Source organism: Methylobacterium endophyticum, from assembly GCF_050591105.1.
GTDB lineage: Bacteria > Pseudomonadota > Alphaproteobacteria > Rhizobiales > Beijerinckiaceae > Methylobacterium.
In genome coordinates, this window is sequence record NZ_JBNHES010000030.1 from 1 (window position 1) to 26,103 (window position 26,103).

Sequence of the window (26,103 nt, forward strand, 5' to 3'; positions counted from 1 at the left end):
TGCGCGATCCAGGTCGATAATGGGCCTGAGTTCGTCTCGAAAGCACTCGACCGCTGGGCCTACGAGAACGGCGTCACGTTGGACTTCTCGCGCCCTGGCAAGCCGACCGACAACGCGCTGGTCGATTCGTTCAACGGCCGCCTGCGCGACGAGTGCCTGAACGCGAACTGGTTCTTGTCGTTGGCCGACGCCAGGAGCAAGATCGAGACGTGGCGGCGGCAGTACAACGAGAGCCGTCCTCACACCGCCCTGGGGTGGCTGACACCCCAGGAATTCGCCCTGGCGGCGGCCCTGCAGGCCGCCGAATGAGATCCGGAGGCTCACCTTTCGGCCGGACCAAAATCCGGGGGACCCTCACAAAACCGGAAAACTCGCACTCACGCCGGACCAAAGCGATGGGGGGACGTCAGCTCGCGCGACTGATCCGCCAGTTGGCTGGCTGCGCCCACTCGGGCTTTGCCCCACACGTAGCCTCATACCAGCTGAGCGCGGAGGCGAGCCGTTGCACCAGCTCCCGAGCGAGCCCGCACAAGTGCCGACGCGGAGTGACAAACATCCACGAAGGAATGATGTTATGCTCCAAGCGAGGCACCTTCGCAGGTGGCTGCGATGCACCTGCGATCGAAGGAACCTGCGTGGTCGGGCGTTCCAAGAGTCATCTGACGAATATGACCGGCGCGGAATTCCGTTCGCGCCTCCGTGAGCTAGGGCGAACGGATGCAGCATTCGCGGAGGAGGTCGGCAGTTCAACTCGCAGCGTGAGCCGATGGGTCAGCGAAGGGCCACCGCCCGAAATCGCCTATCTCGTCGACCTCTTGCTGACTCTCGAGTTGCATATCGGCGCACCCATTTCGCCGGAAGGAGGTGCGGGAAAGGACGCTTTTGATATCGTGTTCGACGACATGCTTGCGCGCGCAGCTATAAGTGGCCGAAAATCCGAATTGATTGCGAGTATGCGCCGCTGGTTAGAGCACCAATATGTCAAGATGAGCAGAAGTACTACTGGTGAAAGTTAGCATCTCGCAGTCGTCGATCGCACGCGAACGCCCGCGACGTCTCGAGGTCAACGGGAAGACGGACGCACCGTCCAAGCTGGTAGCCGTCTTCCCCCAGCGGCTGGCCGCCGCACGTCGGTCCTTCAGTTGAGCTGAGAGTTGCTCAACCCGGTTGCAGCCGTTGAGGCGTCATTTCGGGCAAGCGGCGGGAGACTCATTCCTCGGCGGCGGGATCGCGGGCCGAGCGTCCTTGCTCCAGACGTGCTCGCGGAAGAAGTAGCTGTCATGGTCGCGATTGCCGACAGCCTACCTAAGCATGCCCGGAAGCTGATCGAGCAGCGGGAACGCAAGCGGCCACTCATACCCTGCGCCGGCACAATCAAGGCTGTCGCGAGGCCTTGCCATCAGCGATCACGCGCACCGTGGTGGCACACCCACCAAGTGATCGGCCATGAGCCTAACGATCGTCTCGGTTTCAGCTGCAAACTCCGTCATTTCGCAACCACTGGCCCCATTCTCCGGAGCGAGCCCGCTGGTTCCGTCGAGAGAAACCGCGCCGCCTTGCGAGCCGTACTCCTGAGAGGCTGAGGAGCCGCTTCCAAACGCAAGCGCGGGCTCAATAGATGGAGAGCTGGGCGGTCCATCGCCAAGGTCCAGGCTCGACTCCCACAGCGCGCCGCTTGCTTCGGTCTGGATCCGCCAGAAGATGGCCGAGAAGGCGCAGCGAAAAATTCTGCGGGCTCCCACTCCGATTTGCCCGTTGCGCCTCCGATAGCACCGATCCCGAGCAGCGTGGACAAGTCGCTCATTACATCAGACGGCTCAAGCGGTTACAGTAACAACCGGTGACGGGCATCCCCATGATTCACAGATCCGCCAGAAGCGTTCATTTGGTGGTGCGCCATTTTGTCTATACTGTATCCATGCTGGTATTTCGGGGCCGATCGGAGGCAATGCCGCCGGATGTCGGATGTTAATGATGGCAGCTGGCTCGCGATGATTGCCGCCGCGATGAGTTAATGTCTCGCCGATCCGTGCGTTGCCGGTGCGAGCTGAGCAGGCATGGAGGCAATCAAGATGGACCCAATCTCCCCAGCTGAACTAAGGAACGAATTTGGACGGAAAGCGAGTCGTCACAGTTTTGTATCGATAAAAAACATGCGGCCGATCAGATATAATCAGCGCTGGCACCGTGATGCCCTTGTCCAACTATCCCTTGATCCGTCTGTGATAGCATTCGAAGCCGAGTCCGAGCCGCTCCCCCACGAAGTGCTGAACTTGATCGTTACCATTTTGGGCGGGCAGATGCGTGTTTCCCTCGTTCGGGACCACACCAACAGCACTGACTCAAACCAAGCGAAAGACCAGATAAGAATCAGCAGATCGACGATTCTGCGGGAGCCAAGAGCGAGTAATGCAAGAGCAATATGGGCCACTCGAAAGAGCATCGTATCTATCGGAGACAGAGTGAGAATTTTAGGAAAGCTAGATGCTGCGCCGAATGGCCTCAAGTTGGCGGAGTTGCTCGCATGCATCTCGACGTCACGAGTCGACCCAGTCGATGCAATCCTTGCTCTTGTATGCCAGGGCTTGGTCACTCTCGATATCGAGAAGCCAATCGCACCAAGCACAACCGTCCGACGTTCCTTGAATCCAAGATCGGACTGTGGACCCAAGACAGCTTTGAAGTCCTAGCTCGCGTCCTTGAGTACGGATAATAAGCTGATTGTTCCGGAGCGGGGCCGATCCGAATGTGTCCGGAGCTTTTGGAGGGCAGCGGAGATCAATCGTCCATGTCCATCCAAGCCACTTGCCACCGCTGTCCAATGCTCTACAAAATGCCGAGGATTGCTCTTCGTCTCCGCCTGAGGGAGCGAACCCAGATGTCGAAACGACGTCGAGAGATTGAGCAGCTTGAGGCTGAAATCGCTGCCATGGAGCAGCAGGTTCAGCAGATCGCTTCTAAGCGAGCAGTCGCAGTACTGCGTATGAGAACGCTCGAAGCCATGGAATTTTTCGAGACCGCGGCCGTTCCACATCAGGAGCGACAAGGGCATTTACCTCTCATACCCATCAATGGCGACATGCGAGGTGGTCCTTCTGAGCAGCGAAGTCGGCCGATAAAGGGAAAAAATACTACGACTGCACCCACTGACAAGAAGCGGTTGGTTGATAGAGACAAGCTGGCTGAATTGACGCGCCAACTGTGTCCAGCGCGTCAAAAAGCCGTGCTTCTGGTCGTCGAGATGATCGAAGCAGCGTATCCTTCAAGCGTCACATCTGCGGAGATCAATTCTCGATTCGCTGAAGATGGGACCGTCTCGATATCCGTGCTTGCGAAGTGCAAGACGGCTCTCCATCGGTCTCAGCTCGTGTCATTTAGTCGGGTAGATCAGAGGTGGTCCATCAAAGGAGCGCCAACTGACTCCGAGTCGCCAGGTTTGGCAATCGTGCCAGCATGACTGTGCAGCGGAGGAAGCATGAATTCACCGGCTTACAGCTGGGAGGCCGCCGGAAAGGTGGTGCGCAATAGCGCAAAGCGAAGGCGCGGCCTTTTGGGCCGCGCCTTCCAGGTGCGAATCTCAGGCTAGCAACCAGCTTCGCACCTCCAGACACTTTCGATTCGTCTGTTTCGAAGCCCCTGTGGCAAGCAGGGACTTCGACCGACACTCTGCAGGTACCATGCCGCTGTAGCAAGCAGAGGCACGGGCCGAGCGCTGAGACTTTGGCATTTTTGACGTCAAAGGCAAGCCTCTCCCCTGTGGGATCGGTCGGTACTGGGCGGTCGACGGCTTTCAGCACGCGCCCCTGTGTTCCGCGGGCAAACAGCTCAGCAGGTTGGAAGGCCCGTCCATCCGGCTCCCAACCTTGGATATCGAGCGCGGCGAAGTGGGTGCCGGACCGGCCCCCGCCAAGAGGTGTCATCGACTCCCTCATGCATCGAGCTCGCGTCGTGTTGGTCCGTAGCCGTTCCTCAAGCCGTTCCGGGGCGCGGGCAATAACGGCAGCAGGCACAGCACGGCGAGCAGATGGCGCGCGGCTGAGTGTGGATTGGCAGCAGTAGACGAAAAATTTTCCCTGTAGAAATAAGCATATTTATCGGGCCAAGCGACTGAACTGCCGATCGCAGAAGGAGAGGTTTAGTTTATCGGAGGAGATGTCATGTTTCAACCTCGTGTATTTAGGAGCGCTGACAAAAGAATACTGCATAAATCTGGACCCGAAAAAGTCTGGGAAAGCCTTGGTCCGGGCGTAGAGGTATTCAGATATCCAACTGGCGAACCCGTACGGCGGATCATCACTCAAGGTGGCTCAAGGAAAGTTGGCGGGTTCTACTCGTGGAAGATGATGAACCACACCGTCTTCGAGTCTGTGACCGAAGAGCGTTGCAGCATGCTGATGGACGTTCACTCCGCCGTTGACGCATTCTACGCCCAGCCTGAAACCATCCGCGTTACGGGTACCGAAGGCAATTCCTTCGAGTACACTCCGGACTTTCTAAGCATTTTAGGTGGAACAAGGTTCCGACTTGAGAATAAGCGTGCTTGTGATCTGTGGCCACCGAAACCGGCCGACCGCTACGACGAGTCGGGCATCCGGAAATGGGAGAAAGCCGCACTTGTGCGCGCTCGCCTCCGTGCCGTGCGGCAAGCCTACACACGCTGCGGCCTACAATGGAAATTGGTCTTAGACCTTCATATCGCCAACATGGCTGCACCGGAGGTAGTGGACGAACTGGTCTCACATGGCGGACGTCCGATTAGTGAGGGGGATTGGCGCCGCCTCCGGGAACATATTATCGCAGCCGAAAACGCCACGACGCTGGATGCCGCGTCCGCTGTTCTGCGTGAAGCAGAGGACCCGCGGGGGACGGTTCTGGCGCGTGTAAGTGAGGGCCTCCTCGGGATCGATCTCCACGAAATCCCTAGAGACGAGAGCCTTGTCTTCCTCACCGGCAGACGGAGGGACGAGGTATGACGGACGTCATGGAAGCGGACCTGAGCAGCGAAGACTCAATCGAGCCGGTCACCATAGATCATATTGTACCTGACGATCTTGAGGTCGGGGCTTTCATTATCTACGAAGGAAGGCCGTTTAGTTTCCTTCATAAAGATGAAGGGTGTGCGCCACTTATTTTCAAATCCGAAACCGGCCCTCCTCGGCTGATTGAGCTGCTGCCGACCGAATATATTCACAAAATTGCGCTCGGCGAAATAAAAAGGCCTGGTAGAAAAAACATCGCCGGACTAAATGCAGAGCCTGAGTCGTATAGGCATGACGAGAAATTTGAGGCGCTTCCTAAAAAAGCGCGAGAAGTTGCAGGATTGAAGGATTTATATGTCGAAGAGTTTGCGCGCAGGATCCGAGACGCCGAAGAACGAGGTGAGAGGTTCGCGCGAAACGAAACGAATGCATTGATTGTTCGCGAAATCGTAGATGCTGCTCTACCAAAGGACGTTCATCCACCGGCCATGCGATCGGCCCGCAGCATTTTGCGTTGGTTGCAGAGATCGGAGCTTAAGAAGGGCTCTCCGATGGCGAACGTCCACGGCAACTACCAACGTCCATACAACCGTAAAATATCCCAACGTGTGCTGGACCTTATTGCCACGATCATTCGTGAACAAGCCGACACTCTACCTCATGCCTTGCGGCCAGGTATTATCCGCGGTCAAGTAAACACCAAAATTAAAGAAATAAATTTGGAGGAGAGTCTCCAAATACCGCCAGTAAGAACAACAACTGTGACTTCAGAGTTCAATCGTTACGACGGATGGATACGGCTTGCAGCTACAAAGGGTAAACATGCGGCGGACTTGGAATTCGGTGCCGTCGGAAAACTCGTCCGGCCAACACGTATCAATCAGCATTGGGAGCTTGACCATCACTCGATCGACCTCATCCCCATTTTAGGAAGCACAGAACTCGGGCAAATGTTGTCAAAATCGGCGTTAGGCAGATTGGACATAACTTTAGCGATAGACGTTTACTCGGGCTATCCCGTTGGATTCTACCCGTCTTTCGAAGGTACTGGTCTGCTGCCTTCTTTGATGTGCATTGCTCATGGCGTTCAGGAAAAGACCTACGTGGCTCAACGCTTCCCGCATATCAGCGGCTCACTGCTCGCACATGGCAAGCCTACCAAGGTCCGGTTCGATCGCGCACGGGAGTACGTCGGCAGACAGATGGCGAGATCTCTCCGCAGAGTTGGAATTGGCTTCGAGCTGGCGCGACCCAGATTTCCAGACGATAAACCATACATTGAACGATTTTTTGGAACGCTCGAGAATGATTTCGTCTCTTGGCTTAAAGGAAGAACCGGATCAAGCCCTCGTGACAGGGGTGCTGCAAACCCCGCGAAGGAGGCGGCTATTGAACTAGATGATTTCGTTGCGCTTCTGCACGAATATTTTATCACTGTTTACGCTCGCAGACCCCAAAGAGGTCTTGATTGGGAAACCCCGGAGCAACGCTGGCTGCGAGGTCTGCGAAACTATAAGCCTAGGCTTCTGACTCCTGATGAACAAGCTCGCGTAGACGTTCTTGCCTCCATTGAGGTAAAGGTGAACGCTGGCCGGGAGGGGATACAGTGGCGCAACAAGCATTATCAATCCCCGGAGCTTCAGAGCATCCGCCGTACGTCGGGTAATTTCGGAGTTCGCAAAAACTCTATGACTCCGCTGATTGGCAGAATTTCACTACGAGACGTCGGCGTTATATTCGTGTCCGTTCCTAATACTGATACTCCCTCAGAGATTGCTGTTCCCTGTACCGCAGCGGCAGCACACGGCAGGACTGTTTGGCAGGACGAAGTTGTACAGGCGCTTCTTCGCCAGAAGAAAAAGAATCCGCAATCGAAGATCGACTATGAGGATGGATTTTCGGCGCTGTTCCGCCGGTCGATTGGATGCATGGGCATCAAAACCGACAAAGCCTCGAAGCTTGGTTCATCTCGCGGTGCAGTTACCGCTGCACGATTTACCGGCGTGATGGTCGACGGCGTATGTAAACATGCTTTGACGCGTCTGGTTCGTGACGGCACTGCGCTTGATCTGTTCGGCCAATTGGCGGCGCAAGATAAAAGCCAGGCGGTCTGCGAAGAAAATATAAATGCAATAAATACGGATGATGAGGACATCGTCGATATCTACGATGACATGCCTGCCGATGAAATAGATATGAGCGATCTCCTCGGTGAGGAGGATTGAGGTGGCAATATTCCCTCACGAGCTTCCGCACAAGAAGCGGCTGGATTACATAGACAGGATCTTTATACGGCATGATGCGATCAAGATCGCCGCACAGGCTCTCCAGCACCTCACGTTCGCTCCGAATCGGCGCAGGGAAGGATCCGTAGGATATATACGCGGATATTCACGTTGCGGCAAAAGCGAAATTCTAAAACGTCACATCGAAGAACTTACTGGCACACAGGTCGGAAAGGGGCTTCAGCGGCTCATCGAAGGCAACGGCCATTTGATCGTTTACCTCGAGCTTTCTGCCGGGGAAACACCGCTAGGTGTTGCGACCCGATGGTTGCGCCTCTTCGAGGATTTGCGTGTGAGCGCACGGGGCCGCAGGTATGAGCCGCCCCTACGTGAGCGTGACGCGATTCAGCGCGCTATAGATATTTCCAATGACAACAACGTCACGCTTGTCGCGCTCGACGAGTACCAGAATTTGTTCAGAAGTGGATCTTCTGCGGCAGTCGATGCAGCCAGAAGTATGCTCATAACCATGCAGAATGCAGCAACGTTTCCGATCGCAATCACCGGTTCTCCGCTCCTAGAGGAATTGTTCTCGCGACATGAGGCAGTTAAGGAACGTGCGGGTCCAAGAGTACTCTTAAAGCCGCTGCCGTTCCGTGCGCGGAAAGAACAAATTGCGTTCGCTAGTGTAATTAAAAAATTTGAAGACAAGCTACCGTTCTTGCAGAAGCCGGGATTGTCGACGAAGGATTGGTTACAGTCGACATTTTTTGCAACGCGCGGCCGTCTTGGGCGGCTCACCCTGCTCACTCGCGCTGCGACTGATTTGGCATTCGCCGATTGCGCTGAGGGAACGATGCCTTCGACGTTGTCTATCAAGCATTTAAATCAAGCTTTCGATCTACTTCATGGCGACGATCCTACAATGAATGGCGTAAATCCTTGGGTCAAAGATTTCCAACTTCCCAATATTCCGCTGTCGGTCGAGGACGCAATGCGCATCAATTTGGACGATAGGAAGCGACGCAAAGGAAGGACGCTTTACGATGAGTGACGTGCCTCCTTCAGCGGCGCGGCTGCGTCGAACCGTACAAGCACAACCTGGGGAGGACCTAAGAAGTGTAGTCGTGCGCTACGCTCGGATAAAACGTATATCGGTCGAGATGCTTCTGCGTTTTGGCCTGCAGGTAGACGCGAATAGCTTAGCTTCTGTCCCGCTTCGCAGATACCAACTCGAGACGTTTGCGGACCTTGCGGGTCTCGAGCTGCAAAAGCTTGCAAATGATGCATTTGCCGAAGGTAAGAACGGCTTTGAGCTTTTCGGTCAGGACGCTGGCTTGGACGTCATCGAGCCACATCGGCGGCGAGTGGCACCCGGCATGCTCAAATCGGATGGTATTCCCTGGATCAGGGCGCACTGGCAAGTCGCCTGCCTTCCATGCGATCCGGACACTGGGGAATGTTTTGTTCAAATCTGTCCTACATGTCAGAAGTCGCTTTCTTGGGTAGGAATCGAGAGTGTCTATCTGTGTCAAAACTGCGCTATCGATTTGCGTATGGTCGCGCCCCGGTACGCCTCAGAGAGGAAACAGGAGTTGGCCAAGCTAATGGTCGGCGTGCTGCGTCGCGACGCGAACGCCCTCACGCAGTTGCCGGCCATAATTGCGCATTCAACTGCCCGCGAGCAACTCGCCTTCTTCTCGGTTCTCGCCAGTCTATCCTTCATTGTCGCAGGCCGTATCTTGCCACATGGGGCATTTGCAACTTTCCGCGGCCTTGAGCTTGCGCTCGAATATCCCTCTTGTCTCGATGGCATAATCGCAGATATAGTCCGGTCTCATGAAGAATGTAGCATTAAATTGGGCTGGTTTGCGGCGTTCATGGAAGTACGTTGTCGAGTAAAATTGCTCCCTTCCGGAAAGCTTAAGCGATCGATGGAGAGGCGTATCTTTAGAATTATGGGAATTGACGAGAAAAACTACATGGTTGTTCGCAGGGTCAGGCCTGATTTTTCTTCGGAATCTTGGCGATCAATTTCCTTTAAATACCAGAGTTTCCTGAGAGGCGTCCCAGCCAATCGTGAACCGGAATCATTGCCCGTGGGCGTAATCGATATGCCGGGCCCATTTCAGTCTTGATTTTTTCAACAATTTCGAGTTCTGCGACTCTCCTGAGGCAGGACTCGGCTTCGTCTTTTCCTAATATCTCTCGTTCGATGTCGCGCATCGTCTTGTAATCATCCGAGATGAATTCCAGCAGGAGTCTCACTCCTGGGTGGTACAATGCCTTGAAAAACAGATCTTCCCGCGCAAGTTGAGAGATCATGTTGCATTGTGGACGGCCGGATGCGTCGTCGAAAATATTAAGCTTGCTCGTATTTTGATTTGAGGGTTCCGCGCGAGTGCTACGGCGGGGCGGCTGCGCGGGTGATGCCCTTTCCATGTCCCACTCCCTCGAAATCAGTCTCTCAACTGCTGCAACATCAGGTGCGGAGTCGTGATGTGAACAGGCTCGCCGCGCCGAATCCATATGTCCGAAATCTGGCTAGAGCGTGCGTAGCTACAGCTGTTTAACCGTTCTGCGCTCGGTGTCTATCGGTCGGTTCAATAAAGCTGGCTTTCACCCTGTCAATGAGGAGCTATCGTGCGGTCGATCCAGTGTCAGAATATTTGTTCGAACTGCTTTTTGGTGTCAATTCGCCGGCATTCGGTGACAGAATAAGAGTGTCGTCGGCGGTGAGATCGCTTGAGAGCTCAGATTATTTCGGTGCCAATTTATTCCGAGCCCGACACGGGCTTCGCACAGGCCGCCATCGTCGGCCGGTTCGAGGCCGGACCCGCCGCGATCCGGGTCGAGGCTTGAAGGGGGGGCGATGCCACCTCGTGACGCGCTCGCCGCTCCGATGCTGCGCGACAAGGTGCACGGAGCGTCCTCGGCGTTCACGTCCTAGAGCCTGCTGCGCAAGGCGGGCAACGCGGCCTCGACACCGTGCCGAACCGGTGGTCGTCGCGGGCTTGATCGATCGGCCCGAGCGGGTGATAGAGGCCCTATGCGCGGGGGCCGTCGCGTTCACGGTCGGCACGGCAGTGTTGGATGGCGTCTTCCAGGCCCAATCGTCCGCGCTCGCCGACCAGTTCGAGGCCATCCGGGCTGCGCTCGCGGCCGCGTGGGGCTGCAACAAGAGCCCTCCACAGCAAGGAGCGACATCATGGACAAGGTCAACCTCGCGAAGGCGTTCAGCACGTTCTCGGACCACTGGAGCCCCAAGATCGCCGGCGACCTGGGCGACTTTCAGGTCAAGCTCGCCAAGTTTAGGGGTTCCTTTCACTGGCACCAGCACGACCAGGAGGACGAACTCTTCCTCGTCGTCGAGGGTCGGTTGCGAATGAGCTTCCGCGACCGGCCGGCGCTTGATCTCGATCCGGGCGAGTTCATCATCGTCCCTCACGGGACCGAGCACTTGCCGGAGGCGCTCACCGACGAGTGCCATGTCGTGCTGTTGGAGCCGAACACCACGCTGAACACCGGCAACGTCGAGAATGAGCACACCATTCGCGAGCTCGGCCGGGTCGCCTGATGGGGCACGACCCGCATTCGGTCGAGGATCTCTGGGCGCTGCTGCCGCAACTGCGTGCGGCGCGCTGGGGGACCTGGCGCATGCCTTCGACGTGGACATTCTCCACCGCTCGAGCTTCGCCCCGGCGCAGCGGACGGTGATCTACCACCAAGATCCCGGCGTGGGCAGCAAGAAACACGGCTTCCTTGCCGAGGAGTGGCGATTGCAGGGCCAGTGGGGCGCGCATGTCGACCCGCCAGCTCAGTTCGTGCGGGTCCCCCGCTTCCTGCATCGGATAGCGGTGCAGAGCTGGTCTTTCCGCTCGTCGTGTCGATCATCGGCGAGCACACGGTAACCGATCCGGATTACCGTGCGAGGCTTGAGGATGTCCGAGCCTGGGAAGGACACAACGGACCCATGCCGGCGGGCGCCTTCGTCGCGCCGCGGACCGACTGGTCGCGTCGCTGGCCCAGCCAGGAGGGCATGCTGAACCGGCATGTGGCCGGCATGTGCCACTTCCCGGCTGGAGCCGCGACGTTCCTGCCTACGTGCATGAGGAACGAGACATCACCGCTTCCGGGTATGACACCACCGATACCGACCCGGACGTGATCGTCAGCGGAGGCGCCGTGTTCTTGGAAGCCTACGCTCTCGGATTGCCCCGCCGGCAGGTCGAGCTGACGGTCAATCTCGATCAGGTGCACATGTGCGGCTGTCTGCCGGTCGCGAGTTGGCCAAAGATGAAGCAGAGCGCGGGCTTTCCCGCACGGATTTTCGCCCTAATGCCGGCCGCCGGCGATAGCGACCTGCCAAATCGAGCCGGCCGGTCCGCGGAGGACGTGGGGCTGAGCCCCGCTCGGATCGGATGACGCTTTGGCTCGTCGGGCTGGAAGCACCGTGCGATCGGGAGGCCGGCTTGAAGCCACCCCGATTGATCTCGTATCGTTGCATATCGCGCTTCAGGTCAACGAGCTTGGAAGCATTCGGTGCGCCGCCGAGGTACTCGGATCGCCGGCGTCCGTAGTGAGCCGTCGAATTCGTGCGCTCGAGGACACGCTGCCGGTTTCGCTGTTCGATGGGTCGGCTCGTGGCGTAGAGCCGACGATCGCCGGGCATCGGCTGCGGAGTGCTGCACGGTCCATCATCGTCGATTCCGAACACACGGTTCGTTCCGCACTCGCCCTCGACATAGATCGAATGGGATCGCTTCGGGGAGCTGGTCGCAGCCATCGCCGCGGGACAAGCGTGTCAGCTTCTCGACGCGTACAGCCCGACTCATGCAAGTATCGACAACGACCATACGGACGGCCTACTTGGGTTCAGACTTGATCACGGTCCGCCAACTTCGCCAATGCTCGGCGAAGCGAGCCCGCATTTGCCTCGCCGAGACGAGCCAAACACTCCGCCTGCATGTGCTCCCACAGTGGAACGGTTTCGTCGAGACGGGCACGGCCCACCTCTGTTAGGTGAACGCGCCGGGCACGCCGATCGTCCGGATCGGGTTCGATCGTGATCAACCCACGCCGCTCGAGCAGCTTGATGTTGGCCGTGAGCGTGCTTTTATCGAGGGCAAGCTCATCGGCCAATTCACGCATCGTCGGTCCGTCAGCACAGGCGAGCACGGTGAGAAGTGTGAACTGCCAGTTCGAAAGACCGACGGCTCGGAACGCCGCGTCGAACTCGCGCCCGATCACGCGGGCGGCGCGCTGGACGGCGACGCAGATGCATGCCTGCTCGATGGCTGCAGCCGCGACGGGGGTCAGCTTGAAGGACGAGGGCACGTCGTGGTTCCAAACGGAAGCTGGTTCTAGGATATAGATCGAGCGAGCGCTCATGCGAGCCGCCGAGCCGGACCTCCAAGAAGTTTGATATCACATCATGTGCGCCGGCGCACGTGCCGCGGACGAAAATGGTTTTATATAAAACTTGTTCAACGAGCGGCGCCATTCGCCGCCTCGAATCAATCGCGGCAGAGACCCGCTCAGGCTCGACGGAGATCCAAGATGTTCATGCGCACGATGTCAGCGTTCACGGTCGCGTTTGCCTTGACCGCCACCACGCTGCCGGCCGCGGCCCAGCAGAGCCGCACCTTCACCGCCTGGGGCCACGAATTCGTCGCGCCGGAGATCGACCCCCGGGAGATCACGCCCGCCGCCCCGAACGGCGCGGGCCCTGCCCCGTTGCGCAGCAACGGTCGGACCACCGCCTACACCGCCTCTTCCGGACAGCCTGCGACCACGGCATCGACGGCTCGGAACCCGACGCGAGCCATCGACGTCCGGGGCGCCCGCTTTGAAGTTCCGGCGCGGTGATGCGTCGTACCCTCTCCTGGACGGCGAAGGTGCATCTCGTCTCCGCCGGCACAACTTCGCAATAGAAAGCTCGATTCCCATGTCCAATCACTCTCTTGTTTCCGGCCGAAGCGGCGCCTTTGTCGAAGTCGGTCCGGCTTTGACTGCGATCGAGCGGTACGGGGATCACCTGACCCGAGCGGCGCTCTACGGTTCGCTCGCCGTCATCTACGCTTGGTTCGGGGGAATGAAGTTTACAGCCTATGAAGCGGAAGGACTGGTTCCGCTGGTCGGCAACAGCCCGCTGTTGAGCTGGTTCTACAGCATCTTCAGCGTGCGTGGCTTCTCGGCTTTCCTCGGCGTGCTCGAACTCAGCATCGGCGCCCTCGTCGCCGCGCGGCTCGTCAACCCCAAGCTCTCCGCGCTCGGCGGTCTCCTGTCGGCCGGCCTCTTCGTCACGACCCTGAGCTTTATGGCGTCGACGCCCGGTGTCGCCGCGCCGGAGCTCGGCTTCCCCGCCATCTCGGTGTCGATCGGTCAGTTCCTCCTCAAGGATGTCGGCCTGCTCGCCATTTCGCTTTGGATTGCCGCCGACTCGCTCAAGGCGATCCGTCACCGTCGCGACTGATTTGTCGCCGGCCTCGGATACCGACCATTAATGAGGAGACCCACCATGCAACGCATCGCTTCCATCGACCCGGTCACGGCGACCGGTAGCGTCAAAGATCTGCTTGAGGGTGTGAGAACGCAGCTCGGTGTCGTACCGAACCTTCACAAGGTCCTCGCGCAGAGCTCGGCCGGCCTGGAAGGCGTGCTGGCCTTCTCCGGTGCTCTCGCACGGGGTACGCTCGATCCCGCGACGCGCGAGCGCATCGCGCTGGCCATTGCGAACGTCAACGGCTGCGACTACTGCAACGCCGCCCACACGGCGCTCGCCAAGCACCGCAAGCTGGATGAGGCGGAGATCGCGGCCAACCGCACAGGCCGCTCGACCGACGCCCGCGCGGATGTGGCGGTCAACTTCGCCCGCAAGATCGCGGTCACCCGCGCCGATGTCGCTGAGGACGACCTCGCGGCTTTGCGCAGGGTCGGTTACACGGACGCGCAGATCGTCGAGATCGTGCTTCATGTCGCGGTCAACGTGCTGACCAACTACGTCAACGAGGTGTTCAAGACCGAGGTCGACTTCCCGCATATCGGGCCTGCCACGCGCATCGCGGGCTGACGTCGAGCGGAGCCGGAGCCTCGGCACATGGGCTCTGGCTCCGTCGTGGGAGTGCGGATCACCGCCGTGGGGCGCATGAGCTCCGTTTCGACGCACTCTCTTTAACCGGACCGTCATTCATTTCGGCGGAGAGCGCTCCAGCCCGACGCGCTGCGTTCTCCGATCGTATGACGAGGTCCAGCTAGTGCTCTGACGCCGACAAAGCGTACACAAGGCAGCGCCGTTTTCGCATCGATAGCAGCAAGTTAACGGACAGGCACGTGGTGCGTTCGTTGGCGTCTGTGCACTAGCGGCCGTTCCGGGCGATCCACGCCCCCGCCCAAGATCGCCGGAAGACCCCGTTATGATCCAGTTCACCGTCCATACTACCGACCTCTGCTCCGGAGCTTCGAAGGTGGTGCTCGCCGACGTCGAACAGGCGCTCGGCTTCGTGCCGCGTGCGCTGAACTATGGGCGCCCGGATCGGAGGGGGGACTGCTCGTGAACACGCCGGCGATCATCGCCCTTTTGGCACAAGGCCGGGATAGCCAACCAGTCAAGCGGCCGAAGGGACGAGCAGAGTACACCGAATCCGTGGCGTTCCAGACGCGCAACGACGATGAGGCTTGGAAGCCTTGGGCCGAGCCGAACCGCGAGCACCATGACTTGACACTTCGGTTCTGCACATTCGACTGCGACATTTTGCAAGACGATAATTATCAATTTCATACTCAAAAATCACTAAGTAGCATTTACTTGGTGTGTCTAGATGAACACCCGCGGCTTCCGATCGGCGGATTTCGCACCCTGAATATCTACGTACCTGAACCGTCGCTTGGCGATATAGTCGAGTCCGGGGATTCAGTTTCGTCTGCTGCGCCAACAGGATCGATTGACCCCAGAGCCGTTCCTGACTGGCAACTTCGTCGCCTTGAAGTCGAGATGCTGGCTGAAATGCGCATGGCTCGACCTTTATCGCGTCTTCGCATCGATACGTTGGGACTGGAGGTTGCGGTCCATCTTCTTCGGCAGCACTCGTCCATGAACGGCGCAGTCCGTTGGGAATCCCTCGGTCCGCGCCGTAGCCGTTTCGATCCCGCCGTCGGAAGGGCGATCGAGTACATGGAATCGCGTTGGGCCGACGATATCAGGCTGGTGGACGTGGCTCGCGCGGCGCAGCTATCTCCACGCAAGCTCACGACTCTTGTTGCCAAGGCAACGGGTTTGCCTCCCCACCGTTGGCTCATGCGCCGTCGTATCGAACGCGCGTGCGAAATGCTGCTCGATCCGCGCCGCTCGATCACCGAGGTCGCCTTTGCGTGCGGATTCCACTCCTCGCAGCACTTCGCGACCAGGTTTCGCAAGCAGATTGGTTGTACGCCGAGTGCATATCGACGGGAGCGGCTCTCGTGAATTTTTCTGACACTCCACACCGAAGCGACGGCTGCAGCAGGATTCTCAATTTTTTCGGAGAGGACTTTGCATGCACGTCTGGATAAATTCCAGCAACGAGTATTGCATATTGCTTTAGTTAATTTGATACATTAAATAATTACTTTTGTCCCGTGATATATCGATATTGTAATTATGATATACATTAACTAGATATTTTTTGTTTTATCAATCGAAGACAATAAATGCCCCCTGCCAATAAATAAGAAAGATGAAACTTACGAGATCACGCGGCGGCAGGTTGTTCGGACCTCTTAGTGAACAGAGCGCCTGGCCCATTCGCTCAGGCTGATGGAGGTGATGCGCGGGGATCAGTCGACGAGCCCGTTGCAGGCGTCGCAGCAGAGGTCGAGGGCAATGGCGCTAGGATGATGACAACAACCGCGAGCTTCGTCGTGATGTGCCATCCAGCTTGATCGAGCAGCAGCGTGGCCTCAGCGGGCAAGGACTGGGTAACCTTTGACGTACAGCCAGTCGGTGGCTTGCGCCGGGGTGTGGCAGCCCAGACATTCCTGGCGATAGTCGAGCGTCTTGGTCTTGTCCGGGCTCCCTTTGTCGAACCATGCCCAGCCCCACCCGTCACCCCAAAGCGGATTGCCCGGGTAGCTGCCGCGATCGTCTTTCACCATCATGAACCAACCGGCTAGACCGGCGGCCCGACTCACCCGGCCGGTGGTCATGTCCTCGCTCTCGGCGTTGAACACCTCCTTCACCAAGACGGTGCCATTTTTGAACCGGCCGTTGGCTCGATACTCGTCGATCGCGCCCGGAGAGACGTAGACCGTATGCATCTCCTTCGAGCCTGGCACGGTATCGGAGGCGACAGCCCAGGTGCCGAGGAACTGGTAAGCCGCTCGATAGTCGAGAGGTAGACGCATGGTGCCGGCGACGTCGACCAGCCCAACCGACGCCCTCGGGGTTTCTGCAACGTTCGCGGACCGTACCTGTTGGGCGAGCAAGCCTGTCGCCGCGGCGAGCGTCGCTCCGCAGGTTAGAAGAAGAGTAGCCGAGGGAAGACGGCGACGGAACATATGATCCTCCACTGACAACGCCGAGCGCTTGGGCCCCTAGTTCTTGCCGACGCGCTCCAGCAAGCCACGCAGCACCGGGTAGTGCTGAATGAATACGAAATCCCGGCCGGCGTTTGCAGCATGGCAGGCATTGCAGGTCTCGACGGCCTTTACCTCGGTCGCCGAGGCGTATTGTGCCTCGGGCACGTGACCGAAGGAGAAGTAGGCCCATTGACCCGGTTCGTTCGCGAAGCGACGCGAGTCCTTCACAGCCGCCTCGAGACCGGCATACTCTGCCATGAAATAGCCTTTGCCGCTCGATTCCGTGATCGCGCCGTTTGCCGGGTCCGTCGTGCTGTTGATCTGCTGGCGCACGAGCTCCTTGACGATCACAGTACCTTCGCGGAACTCTCCCGTCCGTTTGAAGTGCTCCCAAGCAGTCGGCTCGACATAGACGATGTGAAACTCCGGGAATGGCGCCTCCGGTAGGTTGAGCCGGTTCGGCGTCAGCGGCGTGCCGATGAACGGCCACTCGCGCCAGCCGATCGGGCGCACCAGCCGGCCGTCCGGCAGGTACTCGGCGACGTACGGGGTCCGCCTGCCGTCGACCGTGTACGGCTGGGCCGGCGGACGACCGGATTCGGCCGCGGCCGCAGCCCGCTCCTGCGGCTGGTTCTGCCGGGCTGCGCCGCTTTGCTGCGGGGGTGGCGTCTGCCTAAGCTGCTCCGGGGTGCGCTCCTGCGACTGGGTCTGTCGGGGCTGCGGTTCGCCGCTCGGCTGGGGCGGCGGTACTTGCCCCGACCGCGCCGTACCGGCCGCGGGCGGCGGCGTGGTCTGCGCCTCGGAGCTCTGGATCCCGCCACAGCCGACCATCAGGGCGACAGCCCCGGCCGTCCGAAGCAGCGTCCAGCGATGACGAGACATGAAGAACATTTTCGGATCCTCCGGATTGCGGCATGGCCCGAACGGCGCGTCAGGGCGAAGCTCGACGGTTCGGCACGCGCGCGTGTTCCTGGCCGGTTGCCGGGCCAGCCCGAGATATGAGGCACACGACCAGCCCTCTGCAAGATCACGCCCGGTTCGCAGGCGACGCGTAAGGGTGCCCGCGCCGACGCGCGATTGCGTTCACGAAAAAGAGGCGACGTTCACGATCCGGAGCATGGGTCAGGTCGACGCGATCCATGCCGCAGCGCAAAGCACAACGGACGCGGTCGGCGGTATCGCGGCGACGATCGCGCAGTCGAGTGGCACGGCGCGCGCCGTCGCCGCTGCCGCCGACGACCAGGATCAGGTCGGCCAGGAGATCGCCCGTGCCATCGCGAGTGCGGCCGAGCAGACCATCGCCGGGCGCATCGGGACGATGCGAGCGGCGGCCGCCTCCAACGGGGGTCCGAGCGGGCGCGGTGCGAGCGGACGCCGGGCAGCGAATCAGGGCTCTCACATCCCGCGGAGCGCGATACCAGCCTTTCCTGAACGCGTGCGCACAGCCTGAGCGACGTGCGACGAGGCTGCAGGTTCATATGCGGCCCTCGTCCGAACCGGGTTGCGCGCGCGATCGTCAGGCGGCTCGCGCGGCCTGTTCAGTCGCCGCGATCAGCTGCCGCAGATCGGCGACCGGCAGCGGACGGCTGAACAGGTAGCCCTGCATCTCGTCGCAACCCTCATGCTGCAGGTGATCGCGCTGCGCCGCGGTCTCGACACCTTCGGCCACTGTCGTGATGCCCAGATCGGCACCGAGTCCGGCCACCGCCCGCACGATCGCCGCGCAGTGGCGGTTGACACCGAGCTCGCGCACAAAGGACTGATCGATCTTGATCTTGTCGAAGGGAAACGTCCGGAGATAGCTCAAGGAGGAGTAGCCCGTCCCGAAATCGTCCATGGCGATGCGCACGCCGAGGTTGCGCAGCCGGTGTAGGACCGCCAGGTTGGCGTCGCTGTCGGCGAGCAGCACCGACTCCGTGATCTCCAGCTCCAGTCGGCTGGGATCGAGCCCGGCGTTCGCCAGGGCCGACACGACGGCCGGGACGAGGCTCTGCTGACGGAACTGCACGGGCGAGAGATTGACCGCGACCTTGATCTCGCCCGGCCAGGTTGCCGCCTCCCGGCACGCTTCGCGCAGGACCCATTCGCCGATCGGCGCGATCAGGCCGGTCTCCTCGGCGATCGGGATGAACTCGGCCGGCGAGACGAAGCCACGCTCGGGATGGCGCCAGCGCAGCAGCGCCTCGCAGGCGTTGATGCGGTTCTCCCGCAGGTTCAGGAGCGGCTGGTAGAACAGCTCCAAGGCGCCGGTGTTCAGCGCCTCGCGCAGCTCGCGCTCCAGCGTACGACGCGCCTGGATGCGGGCGTTCATCTCCGGCTCGAAGAACCGGAACGTGCCGCGTCGCTCCGCTTTGGCCTAATACAGCGCGAGGTCGGCGTTGTTGAGCAGAAGGTCCGGCGTGGTCCCGTCGCCCGGCAGCATCGCGATACCGAGGCTCGCTCCGATCACCACCTTCTGACCGATGATGGAGAACGGCTGCGCCAAGCACTCGACCAGGCGCGCGGCGAGCTGGCCCGCAGCTTCAGGCGACGGCGCGCTCGCCTGCAGGATGGCGAACTCGTCACCGCCGAAGCGGGCGACCAAGTCCTCCTCGCGCACGCAGTGCCGGAGGCGATCCGCCACCGCGCGCAGCAGCGCGTCGCCGGCTGCGTGTCCCAGCGTGTCGTTGACTGCCTTGAACCCGTCGAGATCGAGGCAGAGCACGGCCGCCGGCTCGGCATGACGATGCTGTCGCTCGAGCGCGTCGCTCAGACGTTCGCGGAAGCAGGCACGGTTCGGCAGGTCGGTGAGCGGGTCGTGGTGTGCCATGTGAGCGATCCGCGCCTCAACGGCGCGGCGCTCCGTCACGTCCTCGGCGATCCCGAGCAGGTACTGCGGTCGCCCTTCCTCGTCGCTCACGGCGAGCTTCTTGACGTGCAGGAGGCGCGTACCGTTGCCGCGCGTCTCGAATTGACGCTCCTCGACGATCGCGTCCCGACCGCTGGCGCGAAACAGCGCCGCGTCCTGATCCAGCACGGCCCGGGCCGTCGTGTGCTGAAACAGAGCATGCGACGGCCCTCCGATCAGTTCGTCGCGCGGCACGCCGAGCAGGGCCTCGCAGGCACGGTTGACGAGCAGGAGGCGGTGATCAACCGCATCCTGCACGTAGAGCATCGCGGGGATGTTCTCGATCACCGTGTCGAGGAAGCTGCGCGTGCGGCGCAGTTCCGCCTCGGCGAGCTGGCGCTCGGTGACGTCGATGCTCGCAGCGAGCACGGCCGGCCGGCCCCGCAGCATGAGCGGACGCACGTAAGGCAGGATCTGGATCACCGATCCATCCGCCTTGCAATGACGCCAGATCCGCTCGCCATCGTAGGGCTTCGTCCGGTTCGCGAAGACGATCTGCAGTTCGGCACGGTCCGCCTCCGGTCGGATGTCGTGGGCTGTCATCGCCAGGAAGCGGTCGCGGCTGTAGCCGTAGTGCTCGACGGCGGCGGTGTTGACGTCGAGGAAGCGCAAGGATCCGGCGTCCAAGACCCACATCGGAACCGGGTTGGCCTCGAACAACATCCGGAAGGAGGCTTCGCGGGTGCGCAGCTCCGTGATGTCGACGAGGGTGACTACGAGCAGGTCGCCGAGTGGGGCTACGGCGATCTTGAGGTAGGATTCCGCATCGTCCCCGATGAATTCCAGCTCGAAATTGTCGCTTCCGCCGTTCTCGACGACACGGAACAGGCGAGCTGTGATCTCCTGCGCGTGATGACCCATGTAGACTTCGGAAAGATGCTGCCACAACAGGCTGTCCAACGACCGGCGCATCAGCTGCGCGGCGCCGGCGTTCAGGGTGACGATCTGCAGATCACACAGCTGTCCGTCCGCGTCGCGCACGGGCGCGAGGGCGAGAACCCCTTCCCGGGTCGACTGGTAGACTTGTTCGATGAGACTGGATCGGGTCTGGGGTTCGCTGACGTGGACGAGGGCGACCGGGAAGCCCCAGTGCGTGTGCAGGGGCAACGCGAGGATCTCGTGAACCTCGACGATGCCGTTCTCGACGCGGCTTGCAACCTGCCGCTCTGGCTGGCCGGTCCGGAGGGCGCGTCGCACGATTTGATCCAAGAGCCGCGCGCAGTCGCTCCGCTGGTGTCCGGCGGCATGACGGGGCGTCCCTTCGAGCCATGTAGCGACGGCTGATGCCGTTTGCAGGTGGACGAGATCTGGCCCGTCGAGGCGCACCAGCACCGTGCCATCGGCGAAACGACCGAGCGAGCCGAGAGCGATCTCTTCGTAAGGCGGCAACGCCATACCCGGCTTCCGAGCGGCATGCCAACGTTGGCTCAGGATGTGGGCAGCACTGCCCGCGAGTCCAGGCGGTCGTTGCTTGGTCTGAGGCGACATGGCGCGAAGAGCGTTCTGGCGGATGCGGGCGAATGACCGTTGGCCGAATTCGCTAAATATTTCTGAATAACCGATTGGATCGGTGACAAAAACCGCAGCGATAAGCCGGCTAGCGATATCTCTCAAGTCATGCGTGCGTGCGAAAATCCGCACCTGGAGCTCCTGAACACGGGTCTGTTACAGACATTCGACGTTTGAAACCGGAACGCGGAACATGAATCTTGATGATTTACACTCTGGATAGCCGTGCAGTCCTTGCCCGGCCTTCACAGCGTCCGAAAGCTCTTTCCCGCTCGCCCGCCCGGATCGGGACAGCGCGGCCGTCCCGATTTCCGTTCGTCGACGTCAGGCGTGGAAGGTGCATCGATCGTGCACGCCACATTCGGGGCTGCAGATCCAACCGACGGCGCTTTTCGACCGGTGCGAGGAATCGAACGGGCTCTCGATCACCTGCATGACGTTATGTGAAGGCGTCATCGCGCTGTCATGATGCACCTTCGTGATGTCTCCCCGACTTAAAAGCCGGGGCTTCCATGCCCGGACGGGCACGGCGTCTCACATCCGAGACGAGCGATATTCCGCGCGGCATTCTGGTCGCGCTCATGTTCTGATCCGCACTCGCCGCACGTCCACCGCCTGATGCTGAGACCGGCCAGCCCCGTGGGTCCACTGAGGCGCCCACAGAACGAACAGGTCCGTGTCGTGTTGGCTTCGTTCACCTCGGCGTAGGCGACCCCTGCGTGATCGCATTTGTACCGGAGCATGCCGCGTAGCGTAGACCATCCGGCGTCGAGCACGCTCTTCGCCATCCGGGTCTTCGTCATAGCCGAGGCCGACACGTCGCCGACCGTGATCTTGCGGGCGCGATCCACGAGCGCCCGAGAGAATTTGTGAAGCACATCCTTCCGCCGATTGGCGATCTTGGCGTGAATCGATTTGACCTGCCGCTTGCGCCTCTTGCGCTGCGCTTCGGCGAGCTTGGGTTCGAGGCAGCGATAGAACTGCGCCTGCTCAAGTCCTGTGCCGTCCGAGCACTTGGCGACGGACTTGAGCCCGAGATCGACGCCGATGTCATCGCGCCCGCGCCCCTGCGAACGGGGCACCTCGCACACGAGGTTGCAGTACCAACGGCCGCGCGCGTCTTGGCTGAAGTTGCCCGACTTGATCCGCCCCTCGACGGCGCGGTGCAGCCACAGGCGGAAGCGCTGGCCACGCAGGAGCACGGTTGTTCCGTCGAGGGCGATGTCTTGGTTCGTGAACGGCACCCACCCGAGCGCCCGCCTGGGCCCACGGCTCGCACGCCAGCGAAGCTTCGGACGGCGCGCAGCCTTCCGTTTTATGACGTACTGGTTGATCATCTCTTGCACGACCTGCGACGGAAGGCCGAGCAGCTTGCCACTGCCCTTGGTCAGAACGCGAAGCTGCTTCTTGGCCGCCCAGATCGGACCACGCTGTGCCGAGCGCATGCTGATCTCGTTAAAGTAGTTCCAGACCGTATTGACCGCATCGCCGAGCGCGATCAGCCGCTCGTCGCGTCCTTGACGCGGAAGCTGAAGGTCTTCAGAACCGTTTGGTCTGTAAGGGTGGTCACGCCCTTGACATAGGGCATCGAGACGGTTTGGTCTATGGAGCTTCGCACCGGGCGGCACGTCGTCTTCACCCTGCACGCCCACCTAGTGTTCACGACGAAGCGGCGGGGCAAGGTGCTGACCCGTGCGCACCTCGACCGGCTCCAAGCGATCTTCGCCAGCGTGTGTGCGGACTTCGAGGTCGAGTTGCGCGAGTTCAACGGCGAGCGGGACCACGTTCACCTGCTGGTGTTCTATCCGCCGAAGGTTCGGCTCTCGGAACTGGTCAACAGCTTGAAGGGAGTGTCGAGCCGCCTGCTGAAGAAGGAGTTCCCCGAGATCGCCTCGTTCTGGTCTGTCAGGAAGAGCCGAGGCGTGCTGTGGACACCGAGCTACTTCGCCGGGTCGGTGGGCGGCGCCCCGCTCTCGATCCTGAAGCAGTACATCGAGAACCAAGGTCGCTGATCGCGGCTGTCGCCGCGAGCGCGCCTACAACCTCTCCCTGAAAGAAGAGGGATTGGCGCGCGTTCCGCTAAGAGCGAAAGTCGAAACTCTACCCCGACACGTGGGTGAGAGCGTCGATGGCAGCTAGGATCTCGCGCCCTGGGTCCAGATCGGCGAAGGCCCGTGCCATCACACGAGCACGTTCGCGAAACCGCTGCTCCGTGAGCACCCTCTCGACGGCCCAACGCAAGGCGTCCACGGTCGGGCGGTTCGTCGCAAGATTCAAGCCGACGCCCGACCACTCGATCCGGGCTCCGACCTCGGCCTTGTCCTCGGTCAAGCCGGCGGAGACAATCGGAACGCCAGCGGCGAGAGCTTGTGAGACGCTTCCGTAGCCCCCGTTGGTTACCAGGAGATCGATTTTGGGGAGAAGCACGTCGAAAGGCAGAAAGGTGGCGACCCGGCCATTAGCCGGTATTTCACAGTGTATCTCCTCTACGGATCTCCCGCCAGTTGTTGCAACGATGAGAAGATCGTCGCGCCCCTCAAGCGCCTGGAGCGTCGGCTCAAGTAGTTCGCTGAAATCAGCGTTTGCGAGCGTGCCTTGTGTCACTAGGATGATGCTCTTGCCGCTCTCCAGATCCGGCCACCATTCCGGTACCGCGACCGCCATCGGCGTGGTCGGCAGCAGCCCGACAAAACGCAGTCCTGGAGGAAACGTACCGAAATCGTACTCGAACTCGCGGACGCTCGGCTGCAGGAATGCGTCGGGCAGTATCGCGAGCGATTGGGTCAACGAGGCTGGCAAAGGTCGCGCGCCGAGCCGGGCCAGGCGGGCGTCGGTGAGGGCGCGAACCGGTCGGACGAATGAGGCATCGAGACCCACCTTCAATGCGGCGTAGCGAGCACGCTCGATGTCGTCCCGGGCCGGGAGCAGCCCCATGCCGACCGGCGCATCGTCGGGACGGTCGAGGAACAGAAAGCTGATGTTGAGTACGATGATCGGAGGCCGGCACGTCGTCGCATCGAGAAGAAGCGGCAAGATCCCAAGAAACAGGCTGCCTGCCACGATCACATCCGGAGCCTCCGTCCGGATCGTCTCGCGCAGAACCGCGGCTTGCGTCGCCATCGGTTCGATGAAGCGGTGCTCGAATTCGTGCGTCCACCGCACCGGTCCAGGCGGCAGGTGCGGCTCCAGATAGGTCGCCGCACCCCTGTCTTCGTAAGCTGTGAGGCGCAAACCCGAAGATTCGACCTTCTGCCGAAACGAAGGATCGGTCACCACCAAGACGGTGTCGCCGCGCCTGGCCAGCAGTCGTCCCACAGCCAACAGGGGGTTGACGTGGCCCGTAAGGGGGCTGGCTGCAATCAAAACTTTCATGCCGACATCCGGCGCAATCCTCGATCAGGGTTAGTCACATTTATTTCGCGTGTGTCGCTCGGTCCGTTACCAGCGGTTCCGCAAGTATCGGCTGGCGCCTTCGCAATCGGCGTTGCGAAGTTCGGCCAAGGTGATGCGAACTCGCTCCTGCGGGGGAACCAGGAAGCCGCACCGCGTCCGTCGCTGGTCGGACGGCACGTGAAACAAGCCTTGTTCCATCGCATGTCAGGCGATCACCTCGAATGTGGCGCCTCATGCACGTGCGGCCGCCGCGCACGTCGCAACGGTGCCGCTCGCCATAGGACTGCGACCGATCTGAAATTGTCGACACGGGATATGCGGCGCAGCACCTGTTTTGGACGATAACGCACGCCAGTCCGCTTCCATGCCTGCCTTCGATCCGCAAAATCGAGCGGGAAATCGCGAAGATGGTAGGCTCGATGTCGTCGTCGCATGGGCTGCCGGTTCTCCAGGCCAGCGCGCGCTCAATCTTCGCCCGTGACATCCTGTGCGGAGTCGAAGGTCGCGTTGGATCCGGGTTCGATGGCCTTGGCCGCGTCCGCGCATCGACCGCGGTATGCGCTCGGATCGACGCCGTAGGCCGCCTTGAAGGCATGCGAGAAGTAGCTTCGACTGGTGTAGCCCACACTTGCGGCGATGACCTTCACGGGCATGGGCGACGTCGTCAGCAACTGTGCCGCGAGGCGCAGGCGGACCCGGTGCAGGTACTCGATGGGCCCCTCGCCGAAGATGGCGGAGAACCGCTCGGCGAACGCGGACCGGCTCATCCCGCAGAGTGCAGCGAGACTATCGACCGTGTGGGAGGCGCCGGGTGCGTCGAGGACCGCCGCGACGGCGCGCATGAGCCGCGGATCCCGCAGCGCCGCGAAGATTGGCGAACTGGTACCCCGCTCCTTCAGGTGAACCCGCAGCAGAATGGCGAGGCACTGCCTCATCAGCGCGCTCGTCACCTCCTGCGTGCCGAGTCCGGGCTGGACCAACTCCTCGATCATGAAGGCGAAGGCGTGCCGCAGTCGGTCGTTGCCCGACAGGTCCTCGATCAATGCGCCCTGCAGGCGGTCGAAGAGGCCGAGCGCGCCGGCGTAACTGGCCGAGATCGCGCCGCAAGCCACGAGGATGTCGCGACTGCCGTCGCCGGCCGTCAGCGCGACGAGGCCGTCGGGAAGCACCCTGAGCGCATCTCGAGCTGTAACCGTGTGCATGGCCCCGGCGAAACCGAGGGAGTGAGGAACGCCGCGCGGCGGAATCACCATGCTGTTCGGCCCGAAGGCCACGGGCTCCTGGTCGCCGACGACGATAGTCCCGGTGCCTGACAAGACATAATGGACGAGCAGGGCGTCAGCGATGCCCTGCTTCCGCAATCGCCACCCCGATTGAATCTCGCAGAATGCGAAGGCATGAACCCTCACCGTCAAAGTCGATAGTAATTTGGTCATTCGTCATTCGAGGTTGATGGCGGAGAAGCGGGCTTGATGCCCGCTTCGTCGTCTGGGGTTGATGTCGCCCACCATGCCCCGCGAGCGAAGGCGTAGTGAAGGGCGCGACGATACCGATC

The 26,103-nt window shown here is 60.7% G+C and carries 26 protein-coding genes; 18 read left to right on the plus strand and 8 right to left on the minus strand.

Features of this window, described 5'->3' with window-relative positions:
- From ACP56T_RS20995 to ACP56T_RS21045, 11 genes are all read left to right on the plus strand, one after another.
- Positions 1-309: integrase core domain-containing protein (locus ACP56T_RS20995; RefSeq protein ID WP_430914053.1), on the plus strand; the 309-nt coding region annotated here is incomplete at its 5' end.
- A gap of 236 nt (positions 310-545) precedes the next feature.
- Positions 546-1,016: a hypothetical protein gene (locus tag ACP56T_RS21000; protein WP_139239579.1), complete on the plus strand. Its 471-nt coding sequence runs from the start codon at positions 546-548 to the stop codon at positions 1,014-1,016.
- A 1,862-nt stretch (positions 1,017-2,878) separates the two neighbouring features.
- The gene (locus tag ACP56T_RS21005) at positions 2,879-3,457 is read left to right on the plus strand and encodes an ABC transporter C-terminal domain-containing protein (protein WP_139239580.1); all 579 of its coding nucleotides are present in this window, start codon (positions 2,879-2,881) and stop codon (positions 3,455-3,457) included.
- A gap of 700 nt (positions 3,458-4,157) precedes the next feature.
- Positions 4,158-4,973, plus strand: a complete 816-nt coding sequence (locus tag ACP56T_RS21010) for a hypothetical protein (RefSeq protein WP_139239581.1) — start codon at positions 4,158-4,160, stop codon at positions 4,971-4,973.
- The gene (locus ACP56T_RS21015) at positions 4,970-7,204 is read left to right on the plus strand and encodes a DDE-type integrase/transposase/recombinase (protein WP_081948797.1); all 2,235 of its coding nucleotides are present in this window, start codon (positions 4,970-4,972) and stop codon (positions 7,202-7,204) included. Before ACP56T_RS21010 ends, ACP56T_RS21015 begins: the two co-directional genes overlap by 4 nt.
- A gap of 1 nt (position 7,205) precedes the next feature.
- Positions 7,206-8,258, plus strand: coding sequence for an AAA family ATPase (locus tag ACP56T_RS21020; protein WP_179696867.1), 1,053 nt, complete (start codon positions 7,206-7,208; stop codon positions 8,256-8,258).
- Positions 8,251-9,342, plus strand: coding sequence for a hypothetical protein (locus ACP56T_RS21025; RefSeq protein WP_139239620.1), 1,092 nt, complete (start codon positions 8,251-8,253; stop codon positions 9,340-9,342). Before ACP56T_RS21020 ends, ACP56T_RS21025 begins: the two co-directional genes overlap by 8 nt.
- A gap of 1,070 nt (positions 9,343-10,412) precedes the next feature.
- Positions 10,413-10,781 (plus strand): cupin domain-containing protein, encoded by a 369-nt coding sequence (locus ACP56T_RS21030; protein WP_059408428.1) that lies wholly within the window; start codon positions 10,413-10,415, stop codon positions 10,779-10,781.
- Between the two features lie 213 nt (positions 10,782-10,994).
- Positions 10,995-11,372 (plus strand): cyclase family protein, encoded by a 378-nt coding sequence (locus ACP56T_RS21035; protein ID WP_353809101.1) that lies wholly within the window; start codon positions 10,995-10,997, stop codon positions 11,370-11,372.
- The gene (locus ACP56T_RS21040; RefSeq protein WP_059408427.1) at positions 11,309-11,629 is read left to right on the plus strand and encodes a hypothetical protein; all 321 of its coding nucleotides are present in this window, start codon (positions 11,309-11,311) and stop codon (positions 11,627-11,629) included. Before ACP56T_RS21035 ends, ACP56T_RS21040 begins: the two co-directional genes overlap by 64 nt.
- 28 nt (positions 11,630-11,657) lie before the next feature.
- Positions 11,658-12,089, plus strand: coding sequence for a LysR family transcriptional regulator (locus ACP56T_RS21045; protein WP_179239981.1), 432 nt, complete (start codon positions 11,658-11,660; stop codon positions 12,087-12,089).
- On the opposite strand, the gene ACP56T_RS21050 is transcribed toward ACP56T_RS21045, so the two are convergent.
- Positions 12,080-12,595, minus strand: a complete 516-nt coding sequence (locus ACP56T_RS21050; protein ID WP_081948528.1) for a MarR family winged helix-turn-helix transcriptional regulator — start codon at positions 12,593-12,595, stop codon at positions 12,080-12,082. The genes ACP56T_RS21045 and ACP56T_RS21050 overlap by 10 nt on opposite strands.
- A 168-nt stretch (positions 12,596-12,763) precedes the next feature.
- Here ACP56T_RS21050 and ACP56T_RS21055 point away from each other — a divergent pair, with 168 nt between their 5' ends.
- The 5 genes from ACP56T_RS21055 to ACP56T_RS21075 all read left to right on the plus strand — a co-directional run bounded on the left by ACP56T_RS21055 (position 12,764) and on the right by ACP56T_RS21075 (position 15,668).
- The gene (locus tag ACP56T_RS21055; RefSeq protein WP_043378310.1) at positions 12,764-13,072 is read left to right on the plus strand and encodes a hypothetical protein; all 309 of its coding nucleotides are present in this window, start codon (positions 12,764-12,766) and stop codon (positions 13,070-13,072) included.
- 79 nt (positions 13,073-13,151) lie between these two features.
- The gene (locus ACP56T_RS21060) at positions 13,152-13,679 is read left to right on the plus strand and encodes a YkgB family protein (RefSeq protein WP_043378313.1); all 528 of its coding nucleotides are present in this window, start codon (positions 13,152-13,154) and stop codon (positions 13,677-13,679) included.
- Positions 13,680-13,724: 45 nt separating this feature from the next.
- Entirely contained in the window at positions 13,725-14,276 is a 552-nt protein-coding gene (locus ACP56T_RS21065; RefSeq protein ID WP_043378316.1) for a carboxymuconolactone decarboxylase family protein, read from the plus strand.
- A gap of 343 nt (positions 14,277-14,619) precedes the next feature.
- Positions 14,620-14,760 carry a hypothetical protein gene (locus ACP56T_RS21070; protein WP_158713259.1) on the plus strand — a complete coding sequence of 47 codons (141 nt, stop codon included), beginning with the start codon at positions 14,620-14,622 and terminating at the stop codon, positions 14,758-14,760.
- The gene (locus tag ACP56T_RS21075; RefSeq protein ID WP_139239449.1) at positions 14,757-15,668 is read left to right on the plus strand and encodes a helix-turn-helix domain-containing protein; all 912 of its coding nucleotides are present in this window, start codon (positions 14,757-14,759) and stop codon (positions 15,666-15,668) included. The genes ACP56T_RS21070 and ACP56T_RS21075 overlap by 4 nt, the downstream gene beginning before the upstream one ends.
- A gap of 473 nt (positions 15,669-16,141) precedes the next feature.
- Here ACP56T_RS21075 and ACP56T_RS21080 read toward each other — a convergent pair whose 3' ends face one another.
- Complete coding sequence (locus ACP56T_RS21080; protein WP_051975887.1) at positions 16,142-16,738, minus strand: cytochrome P460 family protein; 597 nt, start codon at positions 16,736-16,738, stop codon at positions 16,142-16,144.
- A 36-nt stretch (positions 16,739-16,774) separates the two neighbouring features.
- Entirely contained in the window at positions 16,775-17,650 is an 876-nt protein-coding gene (locus ACP56T_RS21085) for a cytochrome P460 family protein (RefSeq protein WP_051975888.1), read from the minus strand.
- A 226-nt stretch (positions 17,651-17,876) separates the two neighbouring features.
- On the opposite strand from ACP56T_RS21085, the gene ACP56T_RS21090 reads away from it, so the two are divergent.
- Entirely contained in the window at positions 17,877-18,209 is a 333-nt protein-coding gene (locus ACP56T_RS21090; protein WP_043378319.1) for a hypothetical protein, read from the plus strand.
- 66 nt (positions 18,210-18,275) lie between these two features.
- Here ACP56T_RS21090 and ACP56T_RS21095 read toward each other — a convergent pair whose 3' ends face one another.
- The 3 genes from ACP56T_RS21095 to ACP56T_RS21105 all read right to left on the minus strand — a co-directional run bounded on the left by ACP56T_RS21095 (position 18,276) and on the right by ACP56T_RS21105 (position 22,807).
- A complete protein-coding gene (locus ACP56T_RS21095; RefSeq protein WP_430914054.1) occupies positions 18,276-19,070 on the minus strand; it encodes a putative bifunctional diguanylate cyclase/phosphodiesterase in 795 nt (264 codons plus the stop codon).
- Between the two features lie 45 nt (positions 19,071-19,115).
- Complete coding sequence (locus tag ACP56T_RS21100; protein ID WP_430914055.1) at positions 19,116-21,041, minus strand: diguanylate cyclase domain-containing protein; 1,926 nt, start codon at positions 21,039-21,041, stop codon at positions 19,116-19,118.
- Positions 21,042-21,649: 608 nt separating this feature from the next.
- Complete coding sequence (locus ACP56T_RS21105; protein WP_308445284.1) at positions 21,650-22,807, minus strand: RNA-guided endonuclease InsQ/TnpB family protein; 1,158 nt, start codon at positions 22,805-22,807, stop codon at positions 21,650-21,652.
- On the opposite strand from ACP56T_RS21105, the gene tnpA reads away from it, so the two are divergent.
- On the plus strand, positions 22,760-23,167 hold the full coding sequence (tnpA, locus tag ACP56T_RS21110) for an IS200/IS605 family transposase (RefSeq protein ID WP_043378321.1): 408 nt from the start codon (positions 22,760-22,762) through the stop codon (positions 23,165-23,167). The genes ACP56T_RS21105 and tnpA overlap by 48 nt on opposite strands.
- An 88-nt stretch (positions 23,168-23,255) precedes the next feature.
- Here the strand turns inward: tnpA and ACP56T_RS21115 are convergent, their stop codons facing one another.
- Together ACP56T_RS21115 and ACP56T_RS21120 are read right to left on the minus strand one after the other, a co-directional pair.
- Positions 23,256-24,527 carry a glycosyltransferase gene (locus tag ACP56T_RS21115; protein WP_043378323.1) on the minus strand — a complete coding sequence of 424 codons (1,272 nt, stop codon included), beginning with the start codon at positions 24,525-24,527 and terminating at the stop codon, positions 23,256-23,258.
- A 485-nt stretch (positions 24,528-25,012) separates the two neighbouring features.
- Entirely contained in the window at positions 25,013-25,984 is a 972-nt protein-coding gene (locus tag ACP56T_RS21120; protein ID WP_430914056.1) for an AraC family transcriptional regulator, read from the minus strand.
- Positions 25,985-26,103: the final 119 nt, after the last annotated feature.